The sequence below is a fragment of the Winogradskyella jejuensis genome (assembly GCF_900129745.1).
In the GTDB taxonomy this organism is placed as follows: Bacteria; Bacteroidota; Bacteroidia; order Flavobacteriales; family Flavobacteriaceae; genus Winogradskyella; species Winogradskyella jejuensis.
Genome location: NZ_FQWS01000002.1, coordinates 1 through 24,546, shown reverse-complemented (window position 1 = coordinate 24,546; position 24,546 = coordinate 1). Strand labels below are relative to the sequence as shown.

20 protein-coding genes and 2 tRNA genes are annotated in these 24,546 nt (G+C 34.9%); 3 read left to right on the top strand and 19 right to left on the bottom strand.

Features of this window, described 5'->3' with window-relative positions; genetic code table 11:
• Nucleotides 1-24: 24 nt before the first annotated feature.
• The 9 genes from BUB95_RS07820 to porU form a co-directional block, all read right to left on the bottom strand.
• Nucleotides 25-669 (bottom strand): HAD family hydrolase, encoded by a 645-nt coding sequence (locus BUB95_RS07820; RefSeq protein ID WP_073085196.1) that lies wholly within the window; start codon nucleotides 667-669, stop codon nucleotides 25-27.
• The gene (locus BUB95_RS07815) at nucleotides 670-1,356 is read right to left on the bottom strand and encodes an SDR family NAD(P)-dependent oxidoreductase (protein WP_073085194.1); all 687 of its coding nucleotides are present in this window, start codon (nucleotides 1,354-1,356) and stop codon (nucleotides 670-672) included. It abuts the gene before it with no gap.
• Nucleotides 1,346-2,311, bottom strand: a complete 966-nt coding sequence (locus BUB95_RS07810; protein ID WP_073085192.1) for a M28 family metallopeptidase — start codon at nucleotides 2,309-2,311, stop codon at nucleotides 1,346-1,348. Before BUB95_RS07810 ends, BUB95_RS07815 begins: the two co-directional genes overlap by 11 nt.
• An 83-nt stretch (nucleotides 2,312-2,394) precedes the next feature.
• Complete coding sequence (locus BUB95_RS07805) at nucleotides 2,395-2,958, bottom strand: hypothetical protein (RefSeq protein WP_073085190.1); 564 nt, start codon at nucleotides 2,956-2,958, stop codon at nucleotides 2,395-2,397.
• Between the two features lie 13 nt (nucleotides 2,959-2,971).
• Nucleotides 2,972-4,609: a pyruvate dehydrogenase complex dihydrolipoamide acetyltransferase gene (locus BUB95_RS07800; protein WP_073085188.1), complete on the bottom strand. Its 1,638-nt coding sequence runs from the start codon at nucleotides 4,607-4,609 to the stop codon at nucleotides 2,972-2,974.
• 3 nt (nucleotides 4,610-4,612) lie between these two features.
• Complete coding sequence (gene pdhA / locus BUB95_RS07795) at nucleotides 4,613-5,611, bottom strand: pyruvate dehydrogenase (acetyl-transferring) E1 component subunit alpha (protein ID WP_073085186.1); 999 nt, start codon at nucleotides 5,609-5,611, stop codon at nucleotides 4,613-4,615.
• Between the two features lie 134 nt (nucleotides 5,612-5,745).
• Entirely contained in the window at nucleotides 5,746-6,228 is a 483-nt protein-coding gene (cdd, locus tag BUB95_RS07790) for a cytidine deaminase (protein WP_073085184.1), read from the bottom strand.
• A 72-nt stretch (nucleotides 6,229-6,300) separates the two neighbouring features.
• Nucleotides 6,301-7,557: a type IX secretion system outer membrane channel protein PorV gene (porV, locus tag BUB95_RS07785; RefSeq protein ID WP_073085182.1), complete on the bottom strand. Its 1,257-nt coding sequence runs from the start codon at nucleotides 7,555-7,557 to the stop codon at nucleotides 6,301-6,303.
• A gap of 61 nt (nucleotides 7,558-7,618) precedes the next feature.
• Complete coding sequence (porU, locus tag BUB95_RS07780) at nucleotides 7,619-11,473, bottom strand: type IX secretion system sortase PorU (protein WP_073085180.1); 3,855 nt, start codon at nucleotides 11,471-11,473, stop codon at nucleotides 7,619-7,621.
• Nucleotides 11,474-11,728: 255 nt separating this feature from the next.
• Between porU and gldJ the strand changes: the two genes are divergently transcribed.
• Nucleotides 11,729-13,399, top strand: coding sequence for a gliding motility lipoprotein GldJ (gldJ, locus tag BUB95_RS07775; protein ID WP_073085178.1), 1,671 nt, complete (start codon nucleotides 11,729-11,731; stop codon nucleotides 13,397-13,399).
• 63 nt (nucleotides 13,400-13,462) lie between these two features.
• Complete coding sequence (locus BUB95_RS07770) at nucleotides 13,463-14,746, top strand: UDP-N-acetylmuramoyl-tripeptide--D-alanyl-D-alanine ligase (protein WP_073085176.1); 1,284 nt, start codon at nucleotides 13,463-13,465, stop codon at nucleotides 14,744-14,746.
• Nucleotides 14,747-14,787: 41 nt separating this feature from the next.
• Here the strand turns inward: BUB95_RS07770 and BUB95_RS07765 are convergent.
• The 10 genes from BUB95_RS07765 to BUB95_RS07720 all read right to left on the bottom strand — a co-directional run bounded on the left by BUB95_RS07765 (nucleotide 14,788) and on the right by BUB95_RS07720 (nucleotide 23,111).
• A tRNA-Val gene (locus tag BUB95_RS07765) sits at nucleotides 14,788-14,862 on the bottom strand.
• 43 nt (nucleotides 14,863-14,905) lie between these two features.
• A tRNA-Val gene (locus BUB95_RS07760) sits at nucleotides 14,906-14,980 on the bottom strand.
• A gap of 60 nt (nucleotides 14,981-15,040) precedes the next feature.
• On the bottom strand, nucleotides 15,041-16,258 hold the full coding sequence (locus tag BUB95_RS07755; RefSeq protein WP_073085174.1) for a bifunctional folylpolyglutamate synthase/dihydrofolate synthase: 1,218 nt from the start codon (nucleotides 16,256-16,258) through the stop codon (nucleotides 15,041-15,043).
• Nucleotides 16,259-17,107 carry an energy transducer TonB gene (locus BUB95_RS07750; protein ID WP_073085172.1) on the bottom strand — a complete coding sequence of 283 codons (849 nt, stop codon included), beginning with the start codon at nucleotides 17,105-17,107 and terminating at the stop codon, nucleotides 16,259-16,261.
• Between the two features lie 44 nt (nucleotides 17,108-17,151).
• Entirely contained in the window at nucleotides 17,152-18,183 is a 1,032-nt protein-coding gene (gene tolA / locus BUB95_RS07745; protein WP_073085170.1) for a cell envelope integrity protein TolA, read from the bottom strand.
• Between the two features lie 27 nt (nucleotides 18,184-18,210).
• The gene (locus BUB95_RS07740) at nucleotides 18,211-18,603 is read right to left on the bottom strand and encodes an ExbD/TolR family protein (protein WP_073085168.1); all 393 of its coding nucleotides are present in this window, start codon (nucleotides 18,601-18,603) and stop codon (nucleotides 18,211-18,213) included.
• A gap of 1 nt (nucleotide 18,604) precedes the next feature.
• A complete protein-coding gene (locus BUB95_RS07735; RefSeq protein ID WP_073085166.1) occupies nucleotides 18,605-19,294 on the bottom strand; it encodes a MotA/TolQ/ExbB proton channel family protein in 690 nt (229 codons plus the stop codon).
• Between the two features lie 57 nt (nucleotides 19,295-19,351).
• Complete coding sequence (gene nhaD / locus BUB95_RS07730) at nucleotides 19,352-20,743, bottom strand: sodium:proton antiporter NhaD (RefSeq protein WP_073085164.1); 1,392 nt, start codon at nucleotides 20,741-20,743, stop codon at nucleotides 19,352-19,354.
• A gap of 5 nt (nucleotides 20,744-20,748) precedes the next feature.
• Complete coding sequence (locus tag BUB95_RS07725; RefSeq protein ID WP_073087336.1) at nucleotides 20,749-21,975, bottom strand: Glu/Leu/Phe/Val dehydrogenase dimerization domain-containing protein; 1,227 nt, start codon at nucleotides 21,973-21,975, stop codon at nucleotides 20,749-20,751.
• A gap of 62 nt (nucleotides 21,976-22,037) precedes the next feature.
• Complete coding sequence (locus tag BUB95_RS07720; protein ID WP_073087334.1) at nucleotides 22,038-23,111, bottom strand: anhydro-N-acetylmuramic acid kinase; 1,074 nt, start codon at nucleotides 23,109-23,111, stop codon at nucleotides 22,038-22,040.
• Between the two features lie 91 nt (nucleotides 23,112-23,202).
• Here BUB95_RS07720 and BUB95_RS07715 point away from each other — a divergent pair, with 91 nt between their 5' ends.
• A complete protein-coding gene (locus tag BUB95_RS07715; protein WP_073085162.1) occupies nucleotides 23,203-24,345 on the top strand; it encodes an acyl-CoA dehydrogenase in 1,143 nt (380 codons plus the stop codon).
• Nucleotides 24,346-24,546 lie beyond the last annotated feature (201 nt).

The window sequence follows — 24,546 nt, the reverse complement described above, 5'->3', positions numbered from 1 at the left end:
TTTTTGCTAATATAAAAATTACTCTTAATTTTCTGTTAATAAGAGAGGTAGATTTAACATGCTAACAAACGTCTTATCGGCTATTTTAGACAGTTCGTCATTATAATCATGAGCAGTGTAAGCAAATACTTTAAAACCTCCTTTTTTTGCTGCTTCAACTCCTGTTAAACTATCTTCAATTACCAAACATTCTTCTGGTAAAAAACCCATTGTTTTTGCCGCTAATAAAAATATATCTGGCTTTGGTTTCCATTTTTGAATTGTGTAACAACTAAATATCTTTCCACCAAAATAAGGCAGTAATCCTGTTAAGCCAAGATTAAGTATAATCTTCTTTTCTGGACCACTTGAAGCTACACAAAAAGGTATGTCTAAATTTTGAATTACACTCTTAATACCTTCAATCGGTTTTATCTGCTTTTCGAATGCTTCATAAGAACGCTTTCGGTATTCAGAAACAAAATCATCAGTAAGATTTCTATTTGTTATTGAAGAAATATGCTTAATACAATCATAGATTGAGTTTCCTTTAAAATATTTGAATGCGTATTCTATATCGATTGAGGCTCCTAATTCATTAGCCATATCAACCAAAACTTGATTACCAATCGGCTCACTATCTACAAGTACACCATCACAATCAAAAATAATACACTTGTACTTACTCATCTATGGGGTAGAATTGGAAACTTGAAGCACTTTTCCATTATAGAATTTATTCCCGTTCAACGAAAAGTCTAAAACATACTCTGCCATTTCCAAGGCAGTAGTTGGTGCTTGATAGCCCGGAAATGCCTCTTCTAACATTTCAGTTTGTACGGCACCAAGGGCCAATACATTAAATTGAGGTCCAGTTTCTTTATACTCTTCTGCCAATAACTCGGTTAAGGTAATTACCGCGCCTTTGCTAGAACTGTAAGCGGCTAAACCAGGAAACTTCATACTTCCTTGAATACCTCCCATTGAGCTAATGGTTAAGATATGACCGTTCTGTTTCATGAATGGCAAAACTATTCTTGTCATTTCCGAAACACCAAAAACATTTGTTTGGTAGACTTTGGCAAAATCCGAAATAGTGGTCTCTGCAAAAGGTTTGTTTAAAAGCATTCCTGCATTATTTATAAGAATGTCTACATGCTGCCATTCATTATTTATAAAAGTTTCAACCTTTTTGTAATCGTCTTCATTAGATAAATCAAAAGAAAAAGATGTGACATTTTTTAGACTTAGGTTATCAACAGGCTCATTATTTCTCGATAAAGCTAATACCTTATGCCCTAGTTTCGAAAATAATTTCACCAATTCAAACCCAATACCACGACTTGTACCTGTTATAATAATATGCTTACTCTTCATTAAGTAAAATTTCTTTAGTTGGGGTATTTATAAGGATTTCAATTCCTGACATGGCTTTATTTATAAAGCTAGACATAAACTCGTAATTCATTTTATCAGCCTCATCACCAACTTTGTGGTAATGGTCGAAATTAGTTAAATCACAAGACGAAATGGTATGACTTGGCACATTAAACTCTTGAAAAAACGCATAGTTATCTGAACGCATAAATAAACTATACTTTTTTGAGACATCAGAGAATCCTATAACATTACTACCTTGATACTCATTAAATTTTGAAGCAAAATTTGACCTATCGAATCCGGTTAGAAATACATCATAATCGCGTCCTTTAAAAGGTACGCCAAGCATTTCAAAATTAAGCATCGTATATAAGTCTATATTTTTTGCTTTTAACTTTTTGGCTAAATCTGCCGAACCTCTTAAGTCCATCTCTTCAGCAGAGAATAATGCAAAAATTACACTACGCTTATTATTCTTTTTATCTGCTAAATATTTAGCGATACTCATTACAGTTGCCGTACCTGTAGCATTATCGTTTGCTCCATTGGCTATAGAATCGTTTTCAACTTTTCTTCCAAATCCTATATGATCGTAATGCGCTCCGATGACAACAAATTCATTTTTTAATTTATCGTCATTACCTTCAAGATAGCCTACTACATTATAGCCTGTAATACTATCTTCAGCTCTACTCTTAAATTTAAATTCGTCTTTAAAATTTTCAAAGTAAGGCCTCACACCATATGATTTCAATTCCTTTTGAATGTAATCTGCCGCAGCATCAATACCATATGTGCCTGTATTTCTCCCTTTTAATTCGTCAGACGCTAGATAACTTACAATAGTTTTAACTTCTTCTGTTGTTATTGTTAGTCCTTGTTTCTCTTCCTTTTGTGCTTTACAATTTAAGGCTAGGAAAGGAACTATTAAGATGAGTAGTATTTTTTTCATGTTGAATTTATTTAATGACTAAAGATAAAAAAACCTGACTCGAAATAAATTCAAATCAGGTCAATTATTAATATTATTTAAAACTAATCTATTGGAAATGATAATCCAAGTGCAACTGCGCCAGAAAACTGTTTTTCTTGAGGCTGAAAATAATAGGTTAAACCTAAATCGACTCCATGATTTTTACCAAGTTCTAAACCCAACGCAACTGGAATATGATAAGCTAATCCCGATTTATCTACAACATCAAAAGCAGTGATTGTAGTAAACTTACCTACTGAAGCCCCAACACCTAATTCGATATACGGTGCCACGTAAGGAATTGGTGCCCTCAACCTAAATTTACCACCTAAAAAAACAGCGGTAGTTTCGGCTAATTCTGGAGAAGGATTTCCGTTTATATCTTCTCCATTAGAATTTGTTGTAATAAACCCAAAATATGGTTTGAGTTCAAACCAAGATTTTACGGTAAGAACATATTCACCTTGAATAAAAAAACCTGTACTTGATACATCGTCTACACTATTATATGGAGCAGTAAGTCCTAAACCAATTTGTGCGTTGATACTTCTTTCTTTGATAAATTGTGCTTGAATTGCATTTGCAAAACCAACAAACACAAACAAAAAAATTATTTTTTTTAGCATAAAATACAAGAAATTAGACCAACATTGTAACAGGATTCTCAATATATCCTTTTAATGTCTGAAGGAACTGAGCTCCTGTAGCACCATCAACCGTTCTATGGTCGCAAGCTAAAGTTAACTTCATAGTATTACCTGGCACAACAACACCATCTTTAACCACTGGTTTTTGTACAATTGCACCTACTGATAAAATTGCTGAATTAGGCTGATTAATAATGGAAGTAAAACTCTCGATACCAAACATTCCTAAATTAGAAATCGTGAATGTGCTACCTTCCATTTCATCAAGAGTCAATTTCTTATCTCTTGCTCTACGCGCATAGTCTTTAACCGCTGCTCCAATTTGTGGTAAACTCTGTTCATTTGCAAAACGCACTACTGGCACAACCAATCCATCTGGTACCGCTACTGCAACACCGATATGAACATGATTGTTCATGCGCATTTTATCATCAAACCACTGAGAATTAACTTGTGGATGCTGACGTAAGGCTAAGGCACATGCCTTTACAATCATATCGTTAAAGGAAACTTTTGTGTCTGGTAATGAGTTGTATTGTGTACGGAAAGCAATAGCATTATCCATATCGAACTCAACACTTAAATAATAATGAGGTGCGGTGAATTTAGACTTTGCTAAATTCTTTGCAATGGCCTTACGCATATTACTGTTTGCAACCTCATCGAAATCTTCTTGTCCTGTAGGTACAAATTTAGCAACTGGAGCAGAAGACGTGGCAGCTGCTGCTGGCGTAAAGTTTTCTATATCTCTTTTTACAATTCTACCATTTTCTCCAGAACCTTTTACCTGACTAAGATTTATACCTTTTTCTTCAGCCATTTTTTTAGCTAATGGCGAGGCAAATACACGTCCATTTGAAGTTGAGTTAGAAACTGGTTCAGAAGCTTTTGGAGTTTCTTTTTTAGTTTCAACTGCTTTTGGTGCTTCAACTTTTTTCTCTTCTTTCTTAGGCTCAGACTTTGCTTCAGTGCTACCTACTTTAAAGTTTTTAGCTACTCCCGAAACATCAGTCCCTGCTGGACCAATAATGGCTAAAAGTGAATCTACCTTTGCTGAATCACCTTCTTGTAAACCAACATGTAGTAACGTTCCTGAGTTAAAAGATTCAAACTCCATAGTAGCCTTATCTGTTTCGATTTCGGCTAAAATGTCGCCTTCTTCAACCTCGTCACCAACTTGTTTCAGCCATGTCGCAACCGTACCTTCTTCCATAGTGTCGCTAAGACGTGGCATTGTTACCACAACTACACCTTCAGGTAATTCATTAGCCTCTTCAGAGTTATCAGATGTTGTTTCTTTTGTGTCGTCAGAATTAGAAGAATCATCTTGAGTTGTATCTTCAGATTTAGGCTCTGAAGCATTTCCATTTAAAAGACCCGAAATATCTTCGCCTTCCTCACCAATAATAGCTAAAAGCTCATCGACTTTTGTAGTTTCTCCTTCTTGAACTCCAATGTGAAGTAGGGTTCCTTCGTGAAAAGACTCAAACTCCATTGTAGCTTTATCTGTTTCGATTTCAGCTAAAATATCACCTTCCTCTACTTTATCTCCAACTTGTTTTAGCCATGTCGCAACGGTACCTTCTTCCATGGTATCGCTCAATCTTGGCATATTAATTACTTCTGCCATAGCTTATAATTTATGTTGTATAAATGGATAATCTTCTTGCTCGTAAACTGAATCGTACATCACACTTTTATCTGGATAAGGTGACTCTTCTGCGAACTTCTCACATTCTGCGACTAAGTCTTTAACACGCTTATCGATAACTTTAATATCTTCTTCTGAAGCATATTTCTTTTCAAGAATTATATCTTTTACTTGCTTTATCGGATCAATTTTTTTGTACTCTTCAACCTCATCCTTAGTTCTGTAATGTTGTGCATCAGACATGGAGTGTCCTCTATAACGGTAGGTTTTTACCTCCAAAAATGTTGGTCCTCCACCATTACGTGCTCTAGAAATTGCTTCGTCAAAGGCTTCAGCAACTTTGACTGGGTTCATACCATCAACTGGTCCACAAGGCATTTCGTAACCTAACCCCAATTTCCAGATATCTGTATGGTTTGCTGTACGTTCTACTGACGTCCCCATAGCGTAACCGTTATTCTCACAAACGAAAACTACAGGTAAGTTCCATAGCATAGCTAGGTTAAATGTTTCATGAAGCGATCCTTGTCTGGCAGCACCATCTCCAAAGCAACATAGTGTTACTGCATCACTGTCGTGGTATTTATCTCCAAAAGCAATACCAGCTCCTAAAGGAATTTGGCCTCCTACTATACCATGACCTCCGTAAAAACGATGTTCTTTAGAAAATATATGCATCGAACCTCCTAAACCTTGAGATGTTCCTGTAGCTTTACCGTATAGTTCTGCCATTACACGTTTTGGGTCAACACCCATACCAATTGGCTGGACGTGATTACGGTAAGCCGTAATCATTTTATCTTTTGTTAAATCCATTGCATGTAATGCTCCGGCTAAAACAGCTTCTTGTCCATTATATAAATGAAGAAAACCTCTTACTTTTTGTTGTATGTATACTGCAGCTAGTTTGTCTTCAAACTTTCGCCAAAACAACATGTCCTCATACCATTTTAGGTAAACTTCCTTTGTTACTTTTTCCATCTATTTAATTTATAAAAATGAATTATCCGCTTTAACGTTATAGCAGAATAGCAAAAATAATATTTCTAAGAATAACCTTAAAGAACAATCTCGTAAAAAATCAATGAATTGACGCTAATTTTTTTACGAAAACGTTACAGTACTGAACTTTCGAAAACCAATGGCAGTAAATTGGCTAATGATTTTGATTTTACGACTTTTCCTTTTGCTCCCATAAAGTAAATCTCTATTGGTAAATCTTGTTTTACCTCATATTCTGCTATAGCTTGCCTACAAGCTCCGCATGGAGGAATGGGTTGCAATGTTAACTGATTCTGAGAAGAGGCAGTTAATGCCATTTTTAGCATTTTTGCTTTTGGGTATTTTGCACCAGCATAATATATAGCAGTACGCTCAGCACAGAGCCCTGATGGGTAGGATGCATTTTCTTGATTACTTCCTGAAATTATTTCACCATTATCTAGTAATATTGCAGCACCTACATCAAATTTAGAATATGGAGAATATGCTTTATCACGAGCCTTTACGGCTTCTTTCATTAAGTTTTGAATATCCTGAGAAGTATCTTCTATGGCATCGTAAATCTCAAGAGTTGTTTCAATTTTAACTTCTTTCATTACAAACTATTTTAGACAAAAAAACTACTGCTGTAGGCAATAGTTCTTTGTGTATAGGATTACAATTTACGATTAATATTCGGTATACTCACCATCTCCAAAATTAAAGGTTAGCGAGAATCGTAATGTGTTTTCTAATGGACTTTGTACTCTTGAGGCTGAGAATAAGTACGATAAATCTAATTGTATAGTTGTGTACTTAAATCCTGCTCCTAAAGCAAAAAACTGACGTGCTCCTTTTTCTTCAGATTCGTTAAAATAACCTGCACGCAGCGCAAACGAATTGTTATATGTATACTCTGCGCCGAGAGACCAAGTAAACTCTTGAAGTTCTTCACTGAAACCACCTGGTGCATCACCAAAAGATTGAAAAACTCCAGACAAGAAACTTACATCATTATCTTGACCTGCAATGATTACATTCTCAGCAGAAGCATCCATTTGTTCTTGGGTTTGTGTATCTCCATCAGCAGGATTAAAAACACCGTCTCCATTAGCATCTGTAAAAACAATACGCTCTCCTCTCTGTGGAGGCGTTGGCACTAAGTATTTAGAGACTTCAGCAGTTAAAGCTAGTTTACTATTTTGGTCAAAAATAAAATCGAAACCACCTCCAAGTCTTAAGTTTGTTGGCTGAAAGACATCTTGCCCACCATCATCATAACTAAACTTTGGTCCTAAGTTTTGCAACGCAAAACCTAAACGCCAACGACCATTAAAGTCGTTGTAAGCATTTTCTTCACTCTGATAGTATCCTGTAATATCAGCACCAAAAGAACTTCCAGGATTAGCATTTGGATCAACCTGACCTATACGCAAAGCCGATCTAAAATAACGTAAACCAACTGCCATAGAAAATTGATCATTCAGCTTTAAAGCATAAGCTAAGTCCACAGCATATTCATTTGGCTTTACCGCAACACCTGGATCATTTGCATCTTGAGTTAATACAATTTCACCTAAACTAAAATACTTAACACTAGCTGAAACAGCGCTATAATCACTTAACCTATTAAAATAAGTTAGATAACTAATTGAAATATCGTTTACCAGTCGTGTTAAATAAGGTGTGAAACTAACACCCACACCTGATTTGGTTTCAGAAAACGCATATTTTGCGGGGTTATATTGCTGTGAAAAACCATCTACTGATGTTGCTACACCCATATCTCCTAAAGCAGCAGATCTTGCATCTGGTGATACAAGCATAAAGGGAACACCTGTAGTAATTACTCGGCTATCGTTTTCATTTGGTATAATCTGAGTTGTATTTTGGCTAAATGCGCTATTTGCTATAACAACTAATATTAAAAGAAGTGTTTTTTTCATATTTCATTGAGTCTTGACGCTATACAATACGTCAAATAGTGTTGACAAATATAATTTAATATTATAGTATTACAAGTTTTTGAATTTTTTCAATCTGTTTATTTAAACGTTGAGATTTTACTTTTAGTTTATAGATATACGTTCCTTTTCCGATTTTGTCTCCAAAATCGTCTCTCCCATCCCAAACTATATCTCGAGACAAGGTGCTTGTAGACTTACCAGAAGTATTAGTTTGTCCGTTTATGGTCTTAACCAATTTTCCTGAAATGGTAAATATTTGAACAGAAATATCTAGCACATCACTGCTATTGTGATTAAACCAAAACTCTGTGTAATCTACAAATGGATTTGGATAGTTAAGCACATTGTTAATGACTAACTCTTCATTATTATTGAAAACCTCAAACTGAATTTCTGATGTTGATGAATTATTATAAACGTCCCAAGCTTTAACCGTTAGCGTATGTAATCCAGGTTCTAAATCTCTAAATCCAAAAGTCACAGTACCGTTAGTAAAATCATCAAGACTAGCTTCGTAATAATCATTAAGTACAAAAGGGTTTGTTTCGTCACCGTCTAAAATTGCCGTAATATCGTGACCGATACCACTTGCGGTATTAATACCATTATCATCTTGTAATTTAACTAACAAAGTTGGCGATTCATTTGTAATACCTCCAGACACAAAATTCTCGTCATTCATAAACAAGTTGATAAGTGGACCAATATTATCCTCTTCCGCATTTTCATTAATCCCTCCAACTTGTATGTCAAAGCTATGACCTGTTTGATCCTCAAGTGCATTATTTCGTTTTGCATAAAAACTTACTTTACCCTGACCAATTGGAATACCAACATCTCTTGGAACCACAAAATTAAAATCGAATTGTCCGTTTTCTACGGTAGCTTGCCCTTTAAAAAGTATTTCACCAAGAGTGGTAAAATCTAAGACTATTAAACCACTAGCATCAGAAGTGTTATCATTAGCTAAAGTACTCCTCTGAATCTCTTTATCAAATACGGTTGCTGTTAACACACCATCATAATCGCTTATTAGATTTCCATTGACATCAACAACTTCACCAGACATTTTAACGCGGCCTAAGGCTTGTAAAACATCTGTAGTCTGGGTTATTGGTACATCATTAATATGTGTTAACCTTATACTTGGTCTTGGGATTGCTAATTTCATTGCAGGATCTCCAATAAAGTGGACTAAACGTTTTTGAAAACTTCCAGCAATCTGAGGGTCTAATTTAGTTAATCTTAAAGCTTCTGCCATAGAAGGATAATCGTTAGAACCGTATGCAAATAGGTAATCTTCTAAAACTTCGTTATAATTTGTACCAACAGTAACAAAAATTTGACGTGTAGTTGTAATCAAGCCTATAGCTCCGCCTCTTGTATTCCAATACGTAAACTCCCCAGCTGTTTGCAAATCAGGATTGTCGTATTTAGTATATTCACATGTTACTGTTACAAAACAATTAAAACGACAATTGTTGTTTATGCTTTGCGAGTCATTAATATCAAAAATTCTTTCATCGGCTAATCCCAATTCTCCTCCATGACCAAAATAATTTACAAGCAAAACTCCAACATCAATAGCATTTTTGATTGCATCGTTAACCTCTGGATACCTATCACCTCCTGATGATGATAATTGCTGAAATGAATCTGAATGTACTTTTATAGAATTCAGAAAGGGCTTCTGAGCTTTTACATCTGTAGCAACATCATCAGTAGTTTGCTGTAGTATGCGCTCAAAAGGTTCATCAACATCATCAGAAACTAAAAGTATATTATTTCTCCAACTCCCATAAGATTCTTGTGCATAATACGCTTCAATTTTATCTACTATTTCTTTTGCGCGTTGTGGGCTATCAGCTAGCATTCTTCCAACAGCAATATCTAACCTATTAGAGGTAGCTAATGTTCCTTCATTATCATCCATTAAACCATAAAAATCATCAGAAATCAAAGAACCAGTAACACTAAAACTATTGAGAGAAAACCACGAAGGCACAAAATTGGTATTATTTCTAAGACGATCTTTGTAATCGTAGGAGGCATCTCCAAAAAGGCCAACATATTTTACACGCCTATCAGGGGCACTTGCATTATTATATACATAACGCACAAAATTTCTGATTGCTGCAATATCTTGATTTCCAGAGCTAAACTCGTTGTAAATTTGCTGAAGTGTAACAACCTTTACTGCTATATTATTTTGCAGCCTATTAATTGCTGCTAAACGTTCTGCTTGGGCTAAAAATAATTGAGGCGTTATTAGTAGGTAATCTACATCTTGAAACTGTCCTTGGTCATCACTTAACACAGTTCCTTTTAGATTTTGATTACTAATTTGAGTGATGGCATCTCTTTGTGGCTCTAAAAAATCGGAATTTGAAAAAGCCACATAATCTCTAACTTCTCCAGCATTAGTTTTAAAACTTAGATTTGAATCTTGATTACCGTTTTCAACAAACTGAATATTGAATATATCTGTAACATCCCAAATCTGTTGCACATTTGAAGCATTACTTATATTATACTGAACCACACCAGAACTAGACCCTACAGAATTGTTTTTAAAAAACAATTGTTCATTTGCATATTGCAATTGTCTTGTAGCTACTATATTAATGTAATCAAGATAAGTCGACGCTACAGGATTACCGCCATTATTATATTCTAAGCCAATATCTAAAGTTTCTCCTGAAACCGTCACGGCATCATTAAAAAAAGCTCCTGTAGCAAAAATAAAACTATCAGGATTTATTGCTGGCAAATTCACATTAGAAACAGCACCATTAATATTTACAGCCATAGAACTTGGTAATTCTGAAACAGACCCAAAGGCTAAACTAATATTTACCGGTACAGATGTATCTATATTAGGTATCTCAAAACTATAGCTTCGTTGAGTTTCAACATCAAAACGGTCACCAAACCATTGTCTTCCTAGTTTTACAAGATTAAACTCATCGACTTCATAAAAATCATAATCTTGAAATGTGTCTACTATTAAATCTGGCGCTTGGTCAGGTTGAGGAATTTCAGAAATACGCTTTCCATTTCCGCCACTAATATTTACATAGTAATAAGTCTTATCGGTGTATAAATTTAAATTTGTGTTTTGCTCTTGATTAAAACCTTGTGGTCCTTTAGCATAAAAAAGAATATAATCTTGGTCGTCAAAACTACCATCAGCTTCACCAACAAAATGAATTGCATTCTCAGTTAAATCTATTAAGTTATTCTGAGAATTTAAATATGGTAACATCTCGCCACCGTTTCCGTAAATCTTAACGGTTCTTGGGTCAACTGAATTTACATTAACCCCTAATTGACTCAAAAAACTTTTAGATAAGCGATGTACTCCTGTTGTATCTACATAAAATCGGTACCATTCACCCGAAGCTAAAACAGAATTACTTATTGTATTAAATCGTGAGGCACTACTTGAAGCTCTATTAGCGCTACCCAAACTATAATTAAGGGTAAAACTCATTACCTTTTTATAGGAGTTTCCCTCTTTTACAATAGGATTAAACTGAAAATACACGGAATGCTTTCCTCTAGCTTCGGTATTAACAAGTTTATAATCTAAGTTAGACTTTATAGTTGTAAGTTCTAAATCTTTTAATTCAGAACGAGAGATTGGATTGTAAACAACGTTAGAAAGGTTAACTGAAGTTTCATTAACTAAGCCACTCTCTTTCCATTCTGAATAATAAGTTAAACCAGACTCTACATTGTAACTAAAATGGTTTTCATCAAAAGAAGGTACAACTACTTTTGCGTAACCAGCTTCTAGATTTTTATCACCATTCCAATTAATGGTAAATTGCTTTTGCTGGGCAAACGAAAAAAAACAAATAAATAGTAATGTAATCGTAAAGCTCTTTTTCATGGTAAATAAACGTACAAGTTTATGCCTTATTATGAGGTGACAATTTTTATTTCAAAAGTACAACAATAATTTATTTTGACTACCGTTATTGTTTAGTGAAATCAGCGGTTGAAACGACAAAATATCCGTTGTAATGAACAAAAAACAGGATGAAATGCATATTTTTTTACACTTTATCGGTAAAAAATGTTGTTTGTTTGTCTTTAATTGCTATATTGCACGTCCAATTTAAAAGAACTTACTTAATCGACAGTTATGAGAAACGTCATGAATTTTAAATTATTAGCAGCTACAGCCCTAATAGTTACTGCTTTTAGTTGTAAACGCTCATCCAACTCCAGTAATGTAGATAGCGCTACTGGTTGGGCTATTAATGACAAGCAAGGTGGATTTCAATACAACACCAAGTTTAAAGAACAAGAGACTCCTCCAGGAACAGTATTTATTGAAGGTGGTACCTTTACCATGGGTAAAGTACAAGACGACCCAATGCACGACTGGAATAACTCTCCATCTCAACAGCACGTTCAATCTTATTATATGGACGAATCAGAGGTTACAAATGCTAACTACTTAATGTATTTAGATTATTTAAAGAGTGTTTATCCTCCTGAAGATCCAAGTTATGCAAACATATACAAAGGTGCACTACCTGATACTTTGGTATGGAGAAACCGCCTTGGATACAATGAAATGATGACTGAAAACTATCTTCGCCATCCTGCTTACGGAAATTATCCTGTAGTTGGTGTAAGTTGGATTCAAGCTGTTGAATATGCGAGTTGGAGAACGGATAGAGTTTCAGAGATGACTTTACAAAAAGCTGGTTACTTAGAAAGAGATTCTCAGTTTACAGCTACAGCTGGAAGTACATTTAATACTGATACCTATATCAACGCGCCTACTAAAACTTATGGAGGTAATGATTCTATCATTAATCCAGTAAAGTCTAGGAGACGTATGCAAGTTAATGCTCAAGGTGATACTATTAATGTATATGCAAAAAGAGAATCCGGACTAATTGGTCCTAAATATAGACTTCCAACAGAAGTTGAGTGGGAATATGCTGCCCTAGGCATGAGCGAATTAAGAAGCTACAATATCTATAGAGGTCGTAAGAAATATCCATGGGATGGACAATACACTAGATCAGGAAAGCGTGCGAAACGTGGCGATCAGTTAGCTAACTTTAAGCAAAGTAAAGGTGATTATGGTGGAATTGCTGGATGGTCTGATGACGGTGCAGATATTACACAAGAAGTAAAATATTACGAACCAAACGATTACGGTCTATATGATATGGCTGGAAATGTAGCGGAATGGGTAGCTGACGTATACAGGCCAATAGTAGATGACGAGTTTAATGACTTTAACTACTATAGAGGTAATACCTATTTTAAAAATGCTATTAATGATGATGGGAGTGTAAAAATTGTTGAAGAAACAGTTTATGACACATTAAGTAACGGTAGAATTGTTGCTCGTAATTTACCAGGAGAAATTGAGAGAATTCCTGTGGATGGCGAAGACACTTACTTAAGAACAAACTTCGACAGAAGCGATAACAGAAACTATAGAGACGGTGACCAAAAATCATCTAGATACTATAGAGATAATTTTGAAGATGACGAAGATGGAAAATTTGATACACGTAAAATGTATAACTCTCCCAAGCACAATATTGAAAGAGATTCAGCTAGTGGAAAACTTTTAAAAGAATACGATAAGTCAGACAGAAGAACTTCTCTTATCAATGATGAGGCAAGAGTTATCAAAGGTGGGTCTTGGAGAGATAGATCTTACTGGATTGATCCTGCACAACGTAGATACTTCCCACAAGATATGGCAACAGACTATATCGGGTTTAGATGCGCAGTATCTCGCGTTGGTTCTAAATCTAAAACAAATAAGAAAAAACGTAACTAATAACGTTATTAAATTATATCAAAAAGTCCTAACAATACGTTAGGACTTTTTTATTTTTATAATATGAATATAAAAGCTTTATACACCCTTTTTACCAAATACAAATCGGTTTGTACAGACACTCGTAAACTTAAAGAAAACGACATCTATTTTGCCTTGAGAGGCGAAAACTTTGACGGTAATAAATTTGCTGAAAAAGCTCTGAAACAAGGTGCAAGTTTCTGTGTTATTGATGATAAATCATTAGAAAACGTATCAAATAAATTCGTTTTAGTAAACGACACTCTTGCAGCATTACAACAGCTCGCCAACTATCATAGAAGAACTTTTAGCTTTCCTATTATAGCGTTAACTGGTAGCAACGGAAAAACAACAACAAAAGAGTTGATTAATTGTGTACTCTCATCAAAATATAGAGTAAAAGCCACCAAAGGTAATCTCAATAACCATATTGGCGTTCCATTAACCCTCTTAAGTTTTGATAAAAGTTTAGATTTCGGAATAGTAGAGATGGGCGCTAATCATCAAAAAGAAATAGAATTTTTAGCTTCAATCGCCGAACCAGATTATGGCTTAATTACCAACTTTGGTAAAGCACATTTAGAAGGCTTTGGAGGAGTTGAGGGTGTTATTAAAGGCAAGTCTGAATTATATACATATCTAAAAGAAAACAATAAAACTATTTTCTTAAATACTGATGACGCTACACAAATAAAACAAATTGGTGATTATTCAAAAGTTCTGACTTTTGGGACGAAATCTACAAATGATTGCACTGTTAAATTTGTAGACGCTAATCCTTTTGTGAGTCTATCTTATGACGACACATTAATAAACAGTCAATTGATAGGTGAATATAACTTTACAAATATTGCTGTGTCAATAGCCATAGGAAAACACTTTGATGTTGAAACCAATACTATAAAAACAGCCATTGAAACATACGTTCCGGACAATAATAGATCAGAAATTCGAGAGATTAGTGGTAATAATATTATTCTTGATGCCTATAACGCTAATCCAACGAGTATGATAGCAGCACTAAAAAACTTTAAACAATTAGATGCTGATAAAAAATATTTGTTCTTAGGTGATATGTTTGAGCTTGGCGATTCAGCTAAAGAAGAACATCAAAGTATTGTAGATTTGGCTGAGAGGTATTTTGATGAAAACATCATTTTAGTAGGAGAGAATTTTTATAAGACGAAAACAAAAGCTTCAACTTATAAATTTTCATCTTTTGAGGACTTAAAATTAGAGTTTAAAGCCCAAAAGATTACTAACACTACTATACTAATCAAAGGCTCTAGAGGCATGGCACTAGAGCGGATTTTAGATGTCTTATAACTAAAAACGTCCAAACAAAAGTTTGAACGTTTGGACTGATGTGGGTCATACTGGATTCGAACCAGTGACTTCTACCCTGTCAAGGTAACACTCTAAACCAACTGAGTTAATGACCCTAATCTATAAAACCAAAAAAGTCCACATTTCTGTAGACTTTTGTGGGCGCGAAGGGATTCGAACCCCTGACCCCTTGGGTGTAAACCAAGTGCTCTGAACCAACTGAGCTACGCGCCCGATAATTGGATTGCAAATATAGACTAGTTTTTAAAATCTCAAAAGAATTTCAATAAAAAATTACAATATTTCTGCAACAACAAATGTGCTGCCACCAACATAGATAACATCATTTTCTGAAGCGCTACGCTTTGCCTCTAATAATGCTTGATTAACAGACTTATAACTTCTGTTTTTTAGACCTTTATTATTGAAGGCTTTTGCTAATTCTTCAATATTTAACCCACGTTGAATATTTGGTTTTGCCAAATAATACTCTGCTTCTTTAGGGAGTAAAGACATAATATCACCCAGATTCTTATCGTTTACAACACCAAAAACAATATGCAGCTTCTCAAACGATTCGTTTTGCAACTGCTTCATAACATAAGATAAGCCTTCTTTGTTATGCGCAGTATCGCAGATAATTTTAGGGCTTTGACTTAAAACTTGCCACCTGCCCATTAAACCCGTATTTTTTACAACATTTAATAATCCTTCTTTTAAGTCCTTTTCTGAAATGGTATATCTTTTAGTTTTCAAAATTTCAACAGCTTGTATTACTGTCTTTATATTCTGATTTTGATACGTTCCTTTTAAATCACTTTCTAAGACTTTATCAATAGTTTGGTCGGCAAAATAGATTTCAGATTTTGTTTCTTTGGCTTTAGTATTGAAAACCGGAACCGTTTCTGGATGCGTTTCTCCAACGACTACAGGAATATTGGTCTTAATGATACCTGCTTTTTCTAAGGCTATTTCAGGCAACGTATTACCCAAAAATTGAACATGATCCATTCCTATATTAGTAATTACAGAAAGTTCTGGTGTAATGATATTGGTAGAATCTAACCTTCCGCCTAAACCCACTTCAATAATAGCGATATCTACTTTGGACTTTACAAAATAATCGAACGCCAAACCTACTGTCATTTCAAAAAAGGAAAGCGAGTTTGTCTCAAAGAAAGACTTGTGCTTTCTAACAAAACCCATTACAAATTGCTTAGAGATTTCTTTCCCATTAATTTTAATTCGCTCTCTGTAATCTTTAAGATGTGGTGATGTATACAAGCCTACTTTATAACCCGCTTCTTGAAGAATTGAAGCCAGCATATGACTAGTTGAACCTTTTCCATTTGTTCCTCCGACATGTATGGACTTAAACTTGCGCTCAGGATTATTGAGATAACTGGCTAGTAAATGAGTATTTGATAAATCTTTTTTATAAGCTGATTTACCTTGATTCTGGTACATAGGTAGTTGGTTGAATAACCAATCTACGGTCTCTTTGTAATTCATTTATTGACTGACATCAAAATTGATACTCACAAAACCAACTTGTTTAGCTGGCGCATTGGCATCAGCTGGCCATTTGTGAGATAAGGCTATTTTTTTTGCTGGAGCTAACAAGCAAGGATGCGTGTTAGTAGAACCTTTTGCTCCTGGTGTAGCGGAAGTTACTTTTCCACTTTTGTCTACCTCTATACGAACAATAACTAAACCATACTCATTACAATCTTGTTTAAAGATTTTCTTACTTGGTCTTCCTCGACCACTTAAGCCGTATCCTACTCCACCTTTTCCTGGCCCGGAGCCGCCAAAATAGCTTGGTGCATAAGGATTGCCGTCTAGTTGGCCTTTATTCCCAGGCTTGCCGTCTGGGCCTTCACCTCCATTATCATTTCCTTTGGAGTTCTTTACACCTCCAATAAGGTTATCAAGTTTTTTACGTTTTTCAGCTTCTTCTCTCTTTTTTCGTTCTTCAGCCTCACGTCTTAAGCGTTCTGCTCTTTCAGCTTCTGCCTTAGCTTTAGCCTCAGCCTGCTGTTTCTTTTTTATAGCAATCGCCTCTTCTGTTTCTTGAGTTAAAAGGTCTTCTGTTTTAGGTTGAGAGGTTTGAGGTTTAACTTCCTCCTGTTTGATATTTTGCTCTTCTGATTTTTTTGGAATATCTGCTTGCTTAGGCTTACTTAATGGCTTATTACCACTACCAAAATCGTTAGTACCGAAGTTTACAGCAACACCATACTCTTCTGGCGGATCCATATATTGTGGCCCGACAACAAAAATGAGCAACATTAATATTAAGATTATTAATGCAGTAATCTTTGCAGAATTTTTCTCGTGTTTAGTTTTTAAATACTTCATTAAAGCACTTTGTTAGCTATACAACGTGAAAAGTTACAGTGATATTATTGTGCTTTAAACCTTATTGGTATTGAATATGGCACTTTTACTGGCTTTCCTTGCTGTAAAGCAGGTTTAATATTTGGCAACAAACCTATAACTCGTTTAGTTTCTGCTACAAGGTCTGGATGAGCTGCTATAACCCTAACTCCAATAATCTTGCCAGTTTCATTTATGTCAAAACGAATTTTAATAGATTGATTTCCTGTAAAACCTAAATTTTCAGCTAAATCAGAATCAAATTGATTTGTGAAAAATGTACTGATTTTCTGATTCATACAGGTTTTTCTATCTGCATTATTTTTCCCTTCACAACCTGGATAAACTGGACCTTCCTGACTTAATTTAAAGCCAGCGGCATCACTTCCTCCACTTTTATTTTTCTGTGCGGCGGCCGCTGAAGCTGCAGCTTTTCGGTCTGCTTCTGCTTTTGCTGCTTTCGCAGCAGCTGCTCTATCTGCTTTTTCCTTAGCTTCTCTTGCGGCTTTAGCTTTAGCAAGACGCTCTGCTTTAGTTTTTGCCGCAGCCAACTTTTCAGCCTCTAACTTCTCCTTTGCTTTTTTTTCTGCTTCTGCTTTTGCTTTAGCTTCTTCGGCTTCTTTAATCCTAAGAGCCTCTTTCTCTTGTTGCGCCAATAACTCTTCAGCAGCTTTTTGCTCTGCTGCTTCTAATTTGGCAGCTTCTTCTTTAGCAGCCTCTTCCGCTGCTTCTTGTTCAGCTAATTTTTGAGCATCTTCTTCGGCATTATCTTCAACTTCCTCTTCAGGTATTTCCTCTTCAACAATATCATCAATTTGCTCTTCTGGAGTAACGTCTTCTTGGTTGTCTTCAACAACATCTTCAGATTTAGAAGGATTATCTATAGCAGCGTTGTCATTAACTACGCTTGGTTCTCCAAAGTTGATGGCTACACCATATTCTTCTGGAATTTCTTTGTAGGGAGGACCAACCACAAAAAATAACAATGCCACAATAAGGACTGTTAAACTTGTAATTTTGGCTGAATTACGCTCATGTTTGGTATTGAGGTATTTCATAGTTGGTTTGGGGTTTTATAAAATCTGCTAATTGGATTTTACCGCTAGCGTAGATTTTATTTTATTCCTGTTGGCTATATCCATAATAAAAACCACATGCTTTAAATCTACATCTTGGTCTGACCTTATGGTAATTGTTGGTGAGTCTGAACTTCCAACTTTATCGAGTACAGCAGCTTCTAATTGGTCTTTAGATACCTGCTTTAAGTCTACAAAGTATTGTAGCTGCTTATTAACACTTACTGATACATTTTTAGTTTGCGTGGTCTTACTAGAAGATTTTGGCAGCAATAAATCTATGGCTTCTGCCGAAACTAGTGTAGAGGCAATCATAAAAAAGATGAGCAACAAGAATACAATGTCAGTCATTGAGGACATATTAAATTCCGGTGTTACTTTATTTCTTCCGCGTAAATTCATATTAAATAGGCTCGTTTAAAAGATCTAAGAACTCTAAAGAGTTGGCCTCCATTTGATAAACCACTTTATTGGTTTTAACTACTAAATGGTTGTATGCTATATACGCAATAATACCTACAATTAGACCACCTACTGTTGTCGTCATAGCTGTATAAAGACCGTCTGCTAAGGTTTTTATATCTATTGAACCTCCAGAATTAGCAATTTCGAATATAGATAAAATCATCCCGATTACTGTTCCTAAGAACCCTATCATTGGTGCTGCTCCAGAAATTGTAGCTAACACACTAACGTTTTTTTCTAAACCATAAATCTCAAGTCGACCTGCATTTTCTATAGCTGTATTTATATCGTCTAGAGGTTTTCCTATTCTTGAAATCCCTTTACTAATTAACCTAGATACAGGAGAATTTGCTGTAGAACATAAGTTTTGTGCTGAATCAATCTTTCCATCACTGACATAATCTCTAATTTGATTCATGAAGTTTGAATCTACTTTGGAGGCTTCTTTAATAGCAAAAATTCTTTCAAAATAAATGTAAATAGCAGCAATAAATAAAATACCAAGGATGGCAATAATTATAATACCCGCAGTACCACCAGTAGTAATTAACTCTATTATGGATAACGTTTTTTCTACTGATTCTCCTTCAACTAAAGCTTCTGCATCTTGTAAAGTTGTGTTTAACATACTCGTTTGTTTGATTTAATATTTTGTTATAACGTAAAAAATAGAATTAACGTGTGCTTAGAACAAAGTTCTTGTAACCATAAATGCTGCTGCTCCAGCTATAAAGCCTAAAAGCGCTAACCAAGAAATCTTTTTAAGATACCAAAAGAAGTCAATTTTTTCCATTCCCATGGCCACAACTCCAGCTGCAGAACCAATAATAAGCATACTACCTCCAGTTCCTGCCGAATATGCGATAAAATGCCATAATTCATTATCTAAAGGCTCAGAGAACATTCCTAAACTTGCTGCCACGAGTGGTACATTGTCAATTACTGCTGAACCTACTCCTAAAAGAAGAACAACTAAATCTGAAACTCCTTCACCATGCATTTCTGTCCCCATCATAGGCATTGTATCTTGAAGTGTATTAGCAAAACCAAACAAAATACCTAAAGACTCTAATGCAGCTACAGCCATTAAAATTCCTAAGAAAAACAAAATACTCGGCATTTCGATTCTTGATAGTGAACGATGAACAGGACTATGGTGGTCGTGTGTAAATGCCTCACCTTGTTCAACTTGAGTCATGGTAAATCTAGAGCTCGTGTAAATCTCAGCAAATATGGCTACAATACCTAAAGCTAACATCATACCTACGTATGGAGGTAAATGTGTTATAACTTTAAAGAAAGGTACAGAAACTATAGCTCCTAATCCTAAGAATAACATTGTGGAGCTAAATCTATGTTTTGGCTTATCGTCATCATCTTGTAACTCTAAATCTCCTTTAAAAGGTTTTAAGAAAGATGCTATTACAGTTGGCACTACCATACATAATATCGATGGTATAAATAAATACATAAATAATTTACCTGTAGACACTTTATTACCAATCCAAAGCATGGTTGTTGTTACATCTCCTATAGGTGACCATGCACCTCCTGCATTTGCAGCAATAATAATTAATCCAGCATACCAAATACGAATATCTCTATCTTTAACTATTTTTTGAAGTATAGAAATTAAAACAATCGTTGCTGTTAGGTTATCAATAATTGCAGATAACACAAAAGCTAATATGGAGAACAACCAAAGCAATTTCTTTCGGCTTTTGAAATTAACTGCTGATTTTATAGTAGAAAAACCATCAAAATAATCTATAATCTCAACTATAGTCATGGCTCCGAGTAAGAAAACAAGTATCTCTGCTGTTTTACCCAAATGGTGAAGCAATGTTTCTTCCATTAAATGCATTTTTTCTTCATGCGGAAGCAGGCCAAAGTTGTCCATTAAGGTATGTTTTGCAGAATCAAACCACTGTGGAAAAGCGTCAATACCTAAAGATATCAAAGCCCAACTGATAGCCATCATTACCAGTGCTGGTATAAGCTTATCTATTTTAATGGTGTGTTCTAGAGTAATGGCTAGATAGCCAAAAACAAATACTAATACTATAATGGTTTCCATAGGTTTTATATTAATTGTTTAAGTGCAATTTCGAAAGCAGTTGCACTAATTCCTGTTTTATTGTTATTATTTTTATATAAGTCTTGAAGTGCTTTTTTTATAACTTCTGAAGTGTCTTCAAAAATAGCATCATCAGTCATTTGAACTTTGCGCTCCATAAAATAAGCAAAAACTCTTGCCATTCCACAATTTGAAATAAAATCTGGAATCAAGCTTACTTTATTATCCGTGTATTCCATTATCGGACCAAAGAAAATTTCCTTGTCTGCAAAAGGTACATTTGCTCCGCAAGAAACAACTTCTAAACCGCTATCGATTAATTGGTCAATTTGATTTTGCGTAATTAAACGTGATGCCGCACAAGGGGCAAAAACTTCAGCCTCTAAAGACCATATTTTTTCATTCATTTCTTCAAATGAAATCAGATTCTTATTGCCAAGCGTATTTCTGTTTTTGGATAAATACATATCTCGTACTTCCTCAAATGAAAAACCATCTTCGTTAATCAATCCGCCAACGCGGTCAATAATTCCAACAATTTTAGCACCCATTTGAGCTAGATAAAATGCTGCCGCAGCTCCGACGTTTCCGAACCCTTGAACAATAGCGCGTTTTCCTACGATACTTTCGTTATGGATATCATAAAAATGTTTTGCAGCTTCTGCAACTCCAAAACCAGTAATCATATCTGCCACAGTGTACTTTTTTGAAACGTCTGGTGAGTATTTTGGGTTTTCTATCACCTTAATAACACCGTGTCGTAACTGCCCTATTCTGTTAATCTTATCTGCAGCTGTTGGCTTAAAATGTCCTTCGAAAACGCCTTCTTGTGGATGCCAAACACCACTCTCTTCAGTGATAGGAATCACCTCATGAATTTCATCTACGTTAAGATCTCCTCCTGTTCCGTAATAACTTTTAAGTAAGGGTGACACTGCTGCGTACCAACGTTCTAAAACGCCTTTTTTACGTGGGTCTTGTGGATTGAAATTAATTCCAGATTTTGCACCTCCAATATTTGGTCCAGATACTGTAAACTTCACTTCCATTGTTTTTGCTAAGGAGAGTACTTCGTTCATATCCAAACCTTCACGCATGCGCGTTCCTCCACCTGCGGCACCACCACGAAGCGAATTTATAACCGTCCAACCTTCTGCTTCAGTCTCTGGGTCATTCCAGTGAAAAACGATTTCTGGAGCTTTGTTTTCGTAAGTATTGAGTAAATCTTTGATTAAAGACATTAGTTAGTTTTAGTGATTAACAAATATAAAAAACTCTAAATGCATAATGTAAATTATACATTAATTTTAGGATGAAATATTACACCTGAAGAATGGTCTTTTTTTGCTCCAGTTACACTCTTTAAGCAATTAATTTCGTTTCTGTCTTTTAATACGCCTAACAAACCAAAAATTAAAGCCTCTTTATATTCAATAATAGCTTTATCTGGAATTATTATTTCAGCCTCAGAAAGTGCTTTAATACGTTCAATTAAAAATAAATTGTATGCACCACCTCCAGTAATTAATACTTTTGAATTAGGATTATCAAGATATTTTGAAATCTGAATTGCCGCATGTTCTACAAAAGTCCTTAATAGGTCTTTAGTCTTAATATCAAATCTTTCTATTAAAGGCATTACTTCTTGTTGAACCCATTCTAATCCTAAAGACTTAGGAGGATTCAAGTTATAAAATGGTAAAGCATTTAGGTTTTTTAATAATTCAGAATTTATAAGTCCTGATTTTGAAATTTTCCCCTTATCATCGTATTCAATACCTATAGATGAAACAAAATAGTTGAGTACTATATTAACAGGACAAATATCGAAAGCTATTCGTTCTCTATTCTTATCGAAAGAAATATTAGCAAACCCACCTAGATTGACGCAGAAGTCGTATTCTGAAAATAATAGTTTATCACCAATAGGCACTAATGGCGCACCTTGACCTCCCAAATTAACATCTTGAACTCTAAAGTCGCATATAACTTTTTTACCAATCTTATCAGCTAATATCTGTTGATTTCCTATCTGGCAAGTGTAACCATCTTCTGGATTATGTAATGCTGTATGTCCATGAGATGCAACAAAATCAATATCTCTTATATCCCTTTTTATTATGAACTCTGAAATTTTTTCAGCTAAATAAACCGAATATTCATCATCGATAGTTTTTAATTCATCTTTGGAATACTGGGTTAGAGTTTTAAGTTTTTCGTACCATATCCTTGGATATTTTACAGTTTCAAAATCTAAGATTTCGAACTGCAACTGACCAAAAAATAAAAACTTAGCATATAATAAATCGATACCATCTAGAGATGTACCAGACATAACAGAAACAACATTATAGCTTTTTGTTAACATATAAGTAAAATTAAGATTATCCATTGAAAATACCACAACAAAGCATTATCTTTGCATGGAATTTTTAAGAAATCAATAATAAACAACTTATATGGACTTTAGCTTAACAGAAGAGCATTTAATGATACGCGATGCTGCTCGCGATTTTGCACAAACAGAATTACTTCCTGGTGTTATAGAACGTGATGATAAACAGACTTTTCCGCAAGAATTAGTTCGTAAAATGGGCGAGCTAGGCTTTATGGGTATTATGGTTGACCCAAAATATGGTGGAAGCGGAATGGATACCATTTCATACGTTTTAATCATGGAAGAATTATCTAAAATTGACGCTTCTGCATCGGTTATGGTTTCTGTAAATAACTCTTTAGTTTGTTACGGTCTTGAAGCTTATGGTACTGAAGAGCAGAAACAAAAATACTTAACCAAATTGGCTACAGGTGAGCAAATTGGTGCGTTTTGTCTAAGTGAACCAGAAGCAGGTAGCGATGCAACTTCTCAAGCTACTACAGCTATTGATAAAGGTGACCATTATGTTATTAATGGTACAAAAAACTGGATTACTAATGGTGGACGCTCTGACGTTTACTTAGTAATTGCACAAACAGATCGCGAAAAAGGACACCGAGGTATCAACGCTTTTATTGTTGAAAAAGGAATGCCTGGTTTTGATATTGGACCAAAAGAAGATAAGTTAGGAATTCGTGGAAGTGATACGCACACATTACAATTTAATGACGTGAAAGTGCCAAAAGAAAATAGAATAGGTGAAGATGGATTTGGTTTTAAATTCGCCATGAAAACCTTATCTGGTGGACGCATTGGTATCGCCGCACAAGCCTTAGGGATTGCATCTGGTGCTTACGAATTAGCTTTAAAATATTCTAAAGAGCGTAAAGCGTTTGGTACAGAAATTTGTAACCACCAAGCTATTGCCTTTAAATTGGCAGATATGTACACAGAAATTGAAGCAGCACGTATGTTAGTAATGAAAGCAGCTTGGCAAAAAGACAAAGGCGAGAATTATGATATGGCTAGTGCAATGGCTAAACTATATGCTAGTAAAGTTGCTATGGAACAAACTGTTGAAGCTGTACAGATTCACGGTGGGAACGGTTTTGTGAAAGAATACCACGTAGAACGTTTAATGCGTGATGCAAAAATTACTCAAATATACGAAGGCACTTCTGAAATTCAGAAAATTGTAATTTCAAGAGGGGTTATAAAAGGATAATCTACCTTTTAAAATATTGTGAAGGCTCATCAAATAAATTGATGGGCTTTTTTTATGGCTTCATACTCTAAAAATTAATTAGTAGTATTAAAATTTAATTCTCACCTTATTCAAGGGTATCCAAACGATTATGATTAGTTTATTTGGAGAGAATCGTAAGTGAGAGCCTTCTTTTGTTTTTATTAATTATAATAAAATACT

Coding starts and splice junctions, on each gene's coding strand:
- BUB95_RS07820 (WP_073085196.1), bottom strand. CDS start 669: ATGAGTAAGTACAAGTGTATTATTTTTGATTGTGATGGTGTACTTGTA.
- BUB95_RS07815 (WP_073085194.1), bottom strand. CDS start 1,356: ATGAAGAGTAAGCATATTATTATAACAGGTACAAGTCGTGGTATTGGG.
- BUB95_RS07810 (WP_073085192.1), bottom strand. CDS start 2,311: ATGAAAAAAATACTACTCATCTTAATAGTTCCTTTCCTAGCCTTAAAT.
- BUB95_RS07805 (WP_073085190.1), bottom strand. CDS start 2,958: ATGCTAAAAAAAATAATTTTTTTGTTTGTGTTTGTTGGTTTTGCAAAT.
- BUB95_RS07800 (WP_073085188.1), bottom strand. CDS start 4,609: ATGGCAGAAGTAATTAATATGCCAAGATTGAGCGATACCATGGAAGAA.
- pdhA (WP_073085186.1), bottom strand. CDS start 5,611: ATGGAAAAAGTAACAAAGGAAGTTTACCTAAAATGGTATGAGGACATG.
- cdd (WP_073085184.1), bottom strand. CDS start 6,228: ATGAAAGAAGTTAAAATTGAAACAACTCTTGAGATTTACGATGCCATA.
- porV (WP_073085182.1), bottom strand. CDS start 7,557: ATGAAAAAAACACTTCTTTTAATATTAGTTGTTATAGCAAATAGCGCA.
- porU (WP_073085180.1), bottom strand. CDS start 11,473: ATGAAAAAGAGCTTTACGATTACATTACTATTTATTTGTTTTTTTTCG.
- gldJ (WP_073085178.1), top strand. CDS start 11,729: ATGAGAAACGTCATGAATTTTAAATTATTAGCAGCTACAGCCCTAATA.
- BUB95_RS07770 (WP_073085176.1), top strand. CDS start 13,463: ATGAATATAAAAGCTTTATACACCCTTTTTACCAAATACAAATCGGTT.
- BUB95_RS07755 (WP_073085174.1), bottom strand. CDS start 16,258: ATGAATTACAAAGAGACCGTAGATTGGTTATTCAACCAACTACCTATG.
- BUB95_RS07750 (WP_073085172.1), bottom strand. CDS start 17,107: ATGAAGTATTTAAAAACTAAACACGAGAAAAATTCTGCAAAGATTACT.
- tolA (WP_073085170.1), bottom strand. CDS start 18,183: ATGAAATACCTCAATACCAAACATGAGCGTAATTCAGCCAAAATTACA.
- BUB95_RS07740 (WP_073085168.1), bottom strand. CDS start 18,603: ATGAATTTACGCGGAAGAAATAAAGTAACACCGGAATTTAATATGTCC.
- BUB95_RS07735 (WP_073085166.1), bottom strand. CDS start 19,294: ATGTTAAACACAACTTTACAAGATGCAGAAGCTTTAGTTGAAGGAGAA.
- nhaD (WP_073085164.1), bottom strand. CDS start 20,743: ATGGAAACCATTATAGTATTAGTATTTGTTTTTGGCTATCTAGCCATT.
- BUB95_RS07720 (WP_073087334.1), bottom strand. CDS start 23,111: ATGTTAACAAAAAGCTATAATGTTGTTTCTGTTATGTCTGGTACATCT.
- BUB95_RS07715 (WP_073085162.1), top strand. CDS start 23,203: ATGGACTTTAGCTTAACAGAAGAGCATTTAATGATACGCGATGCTGCT.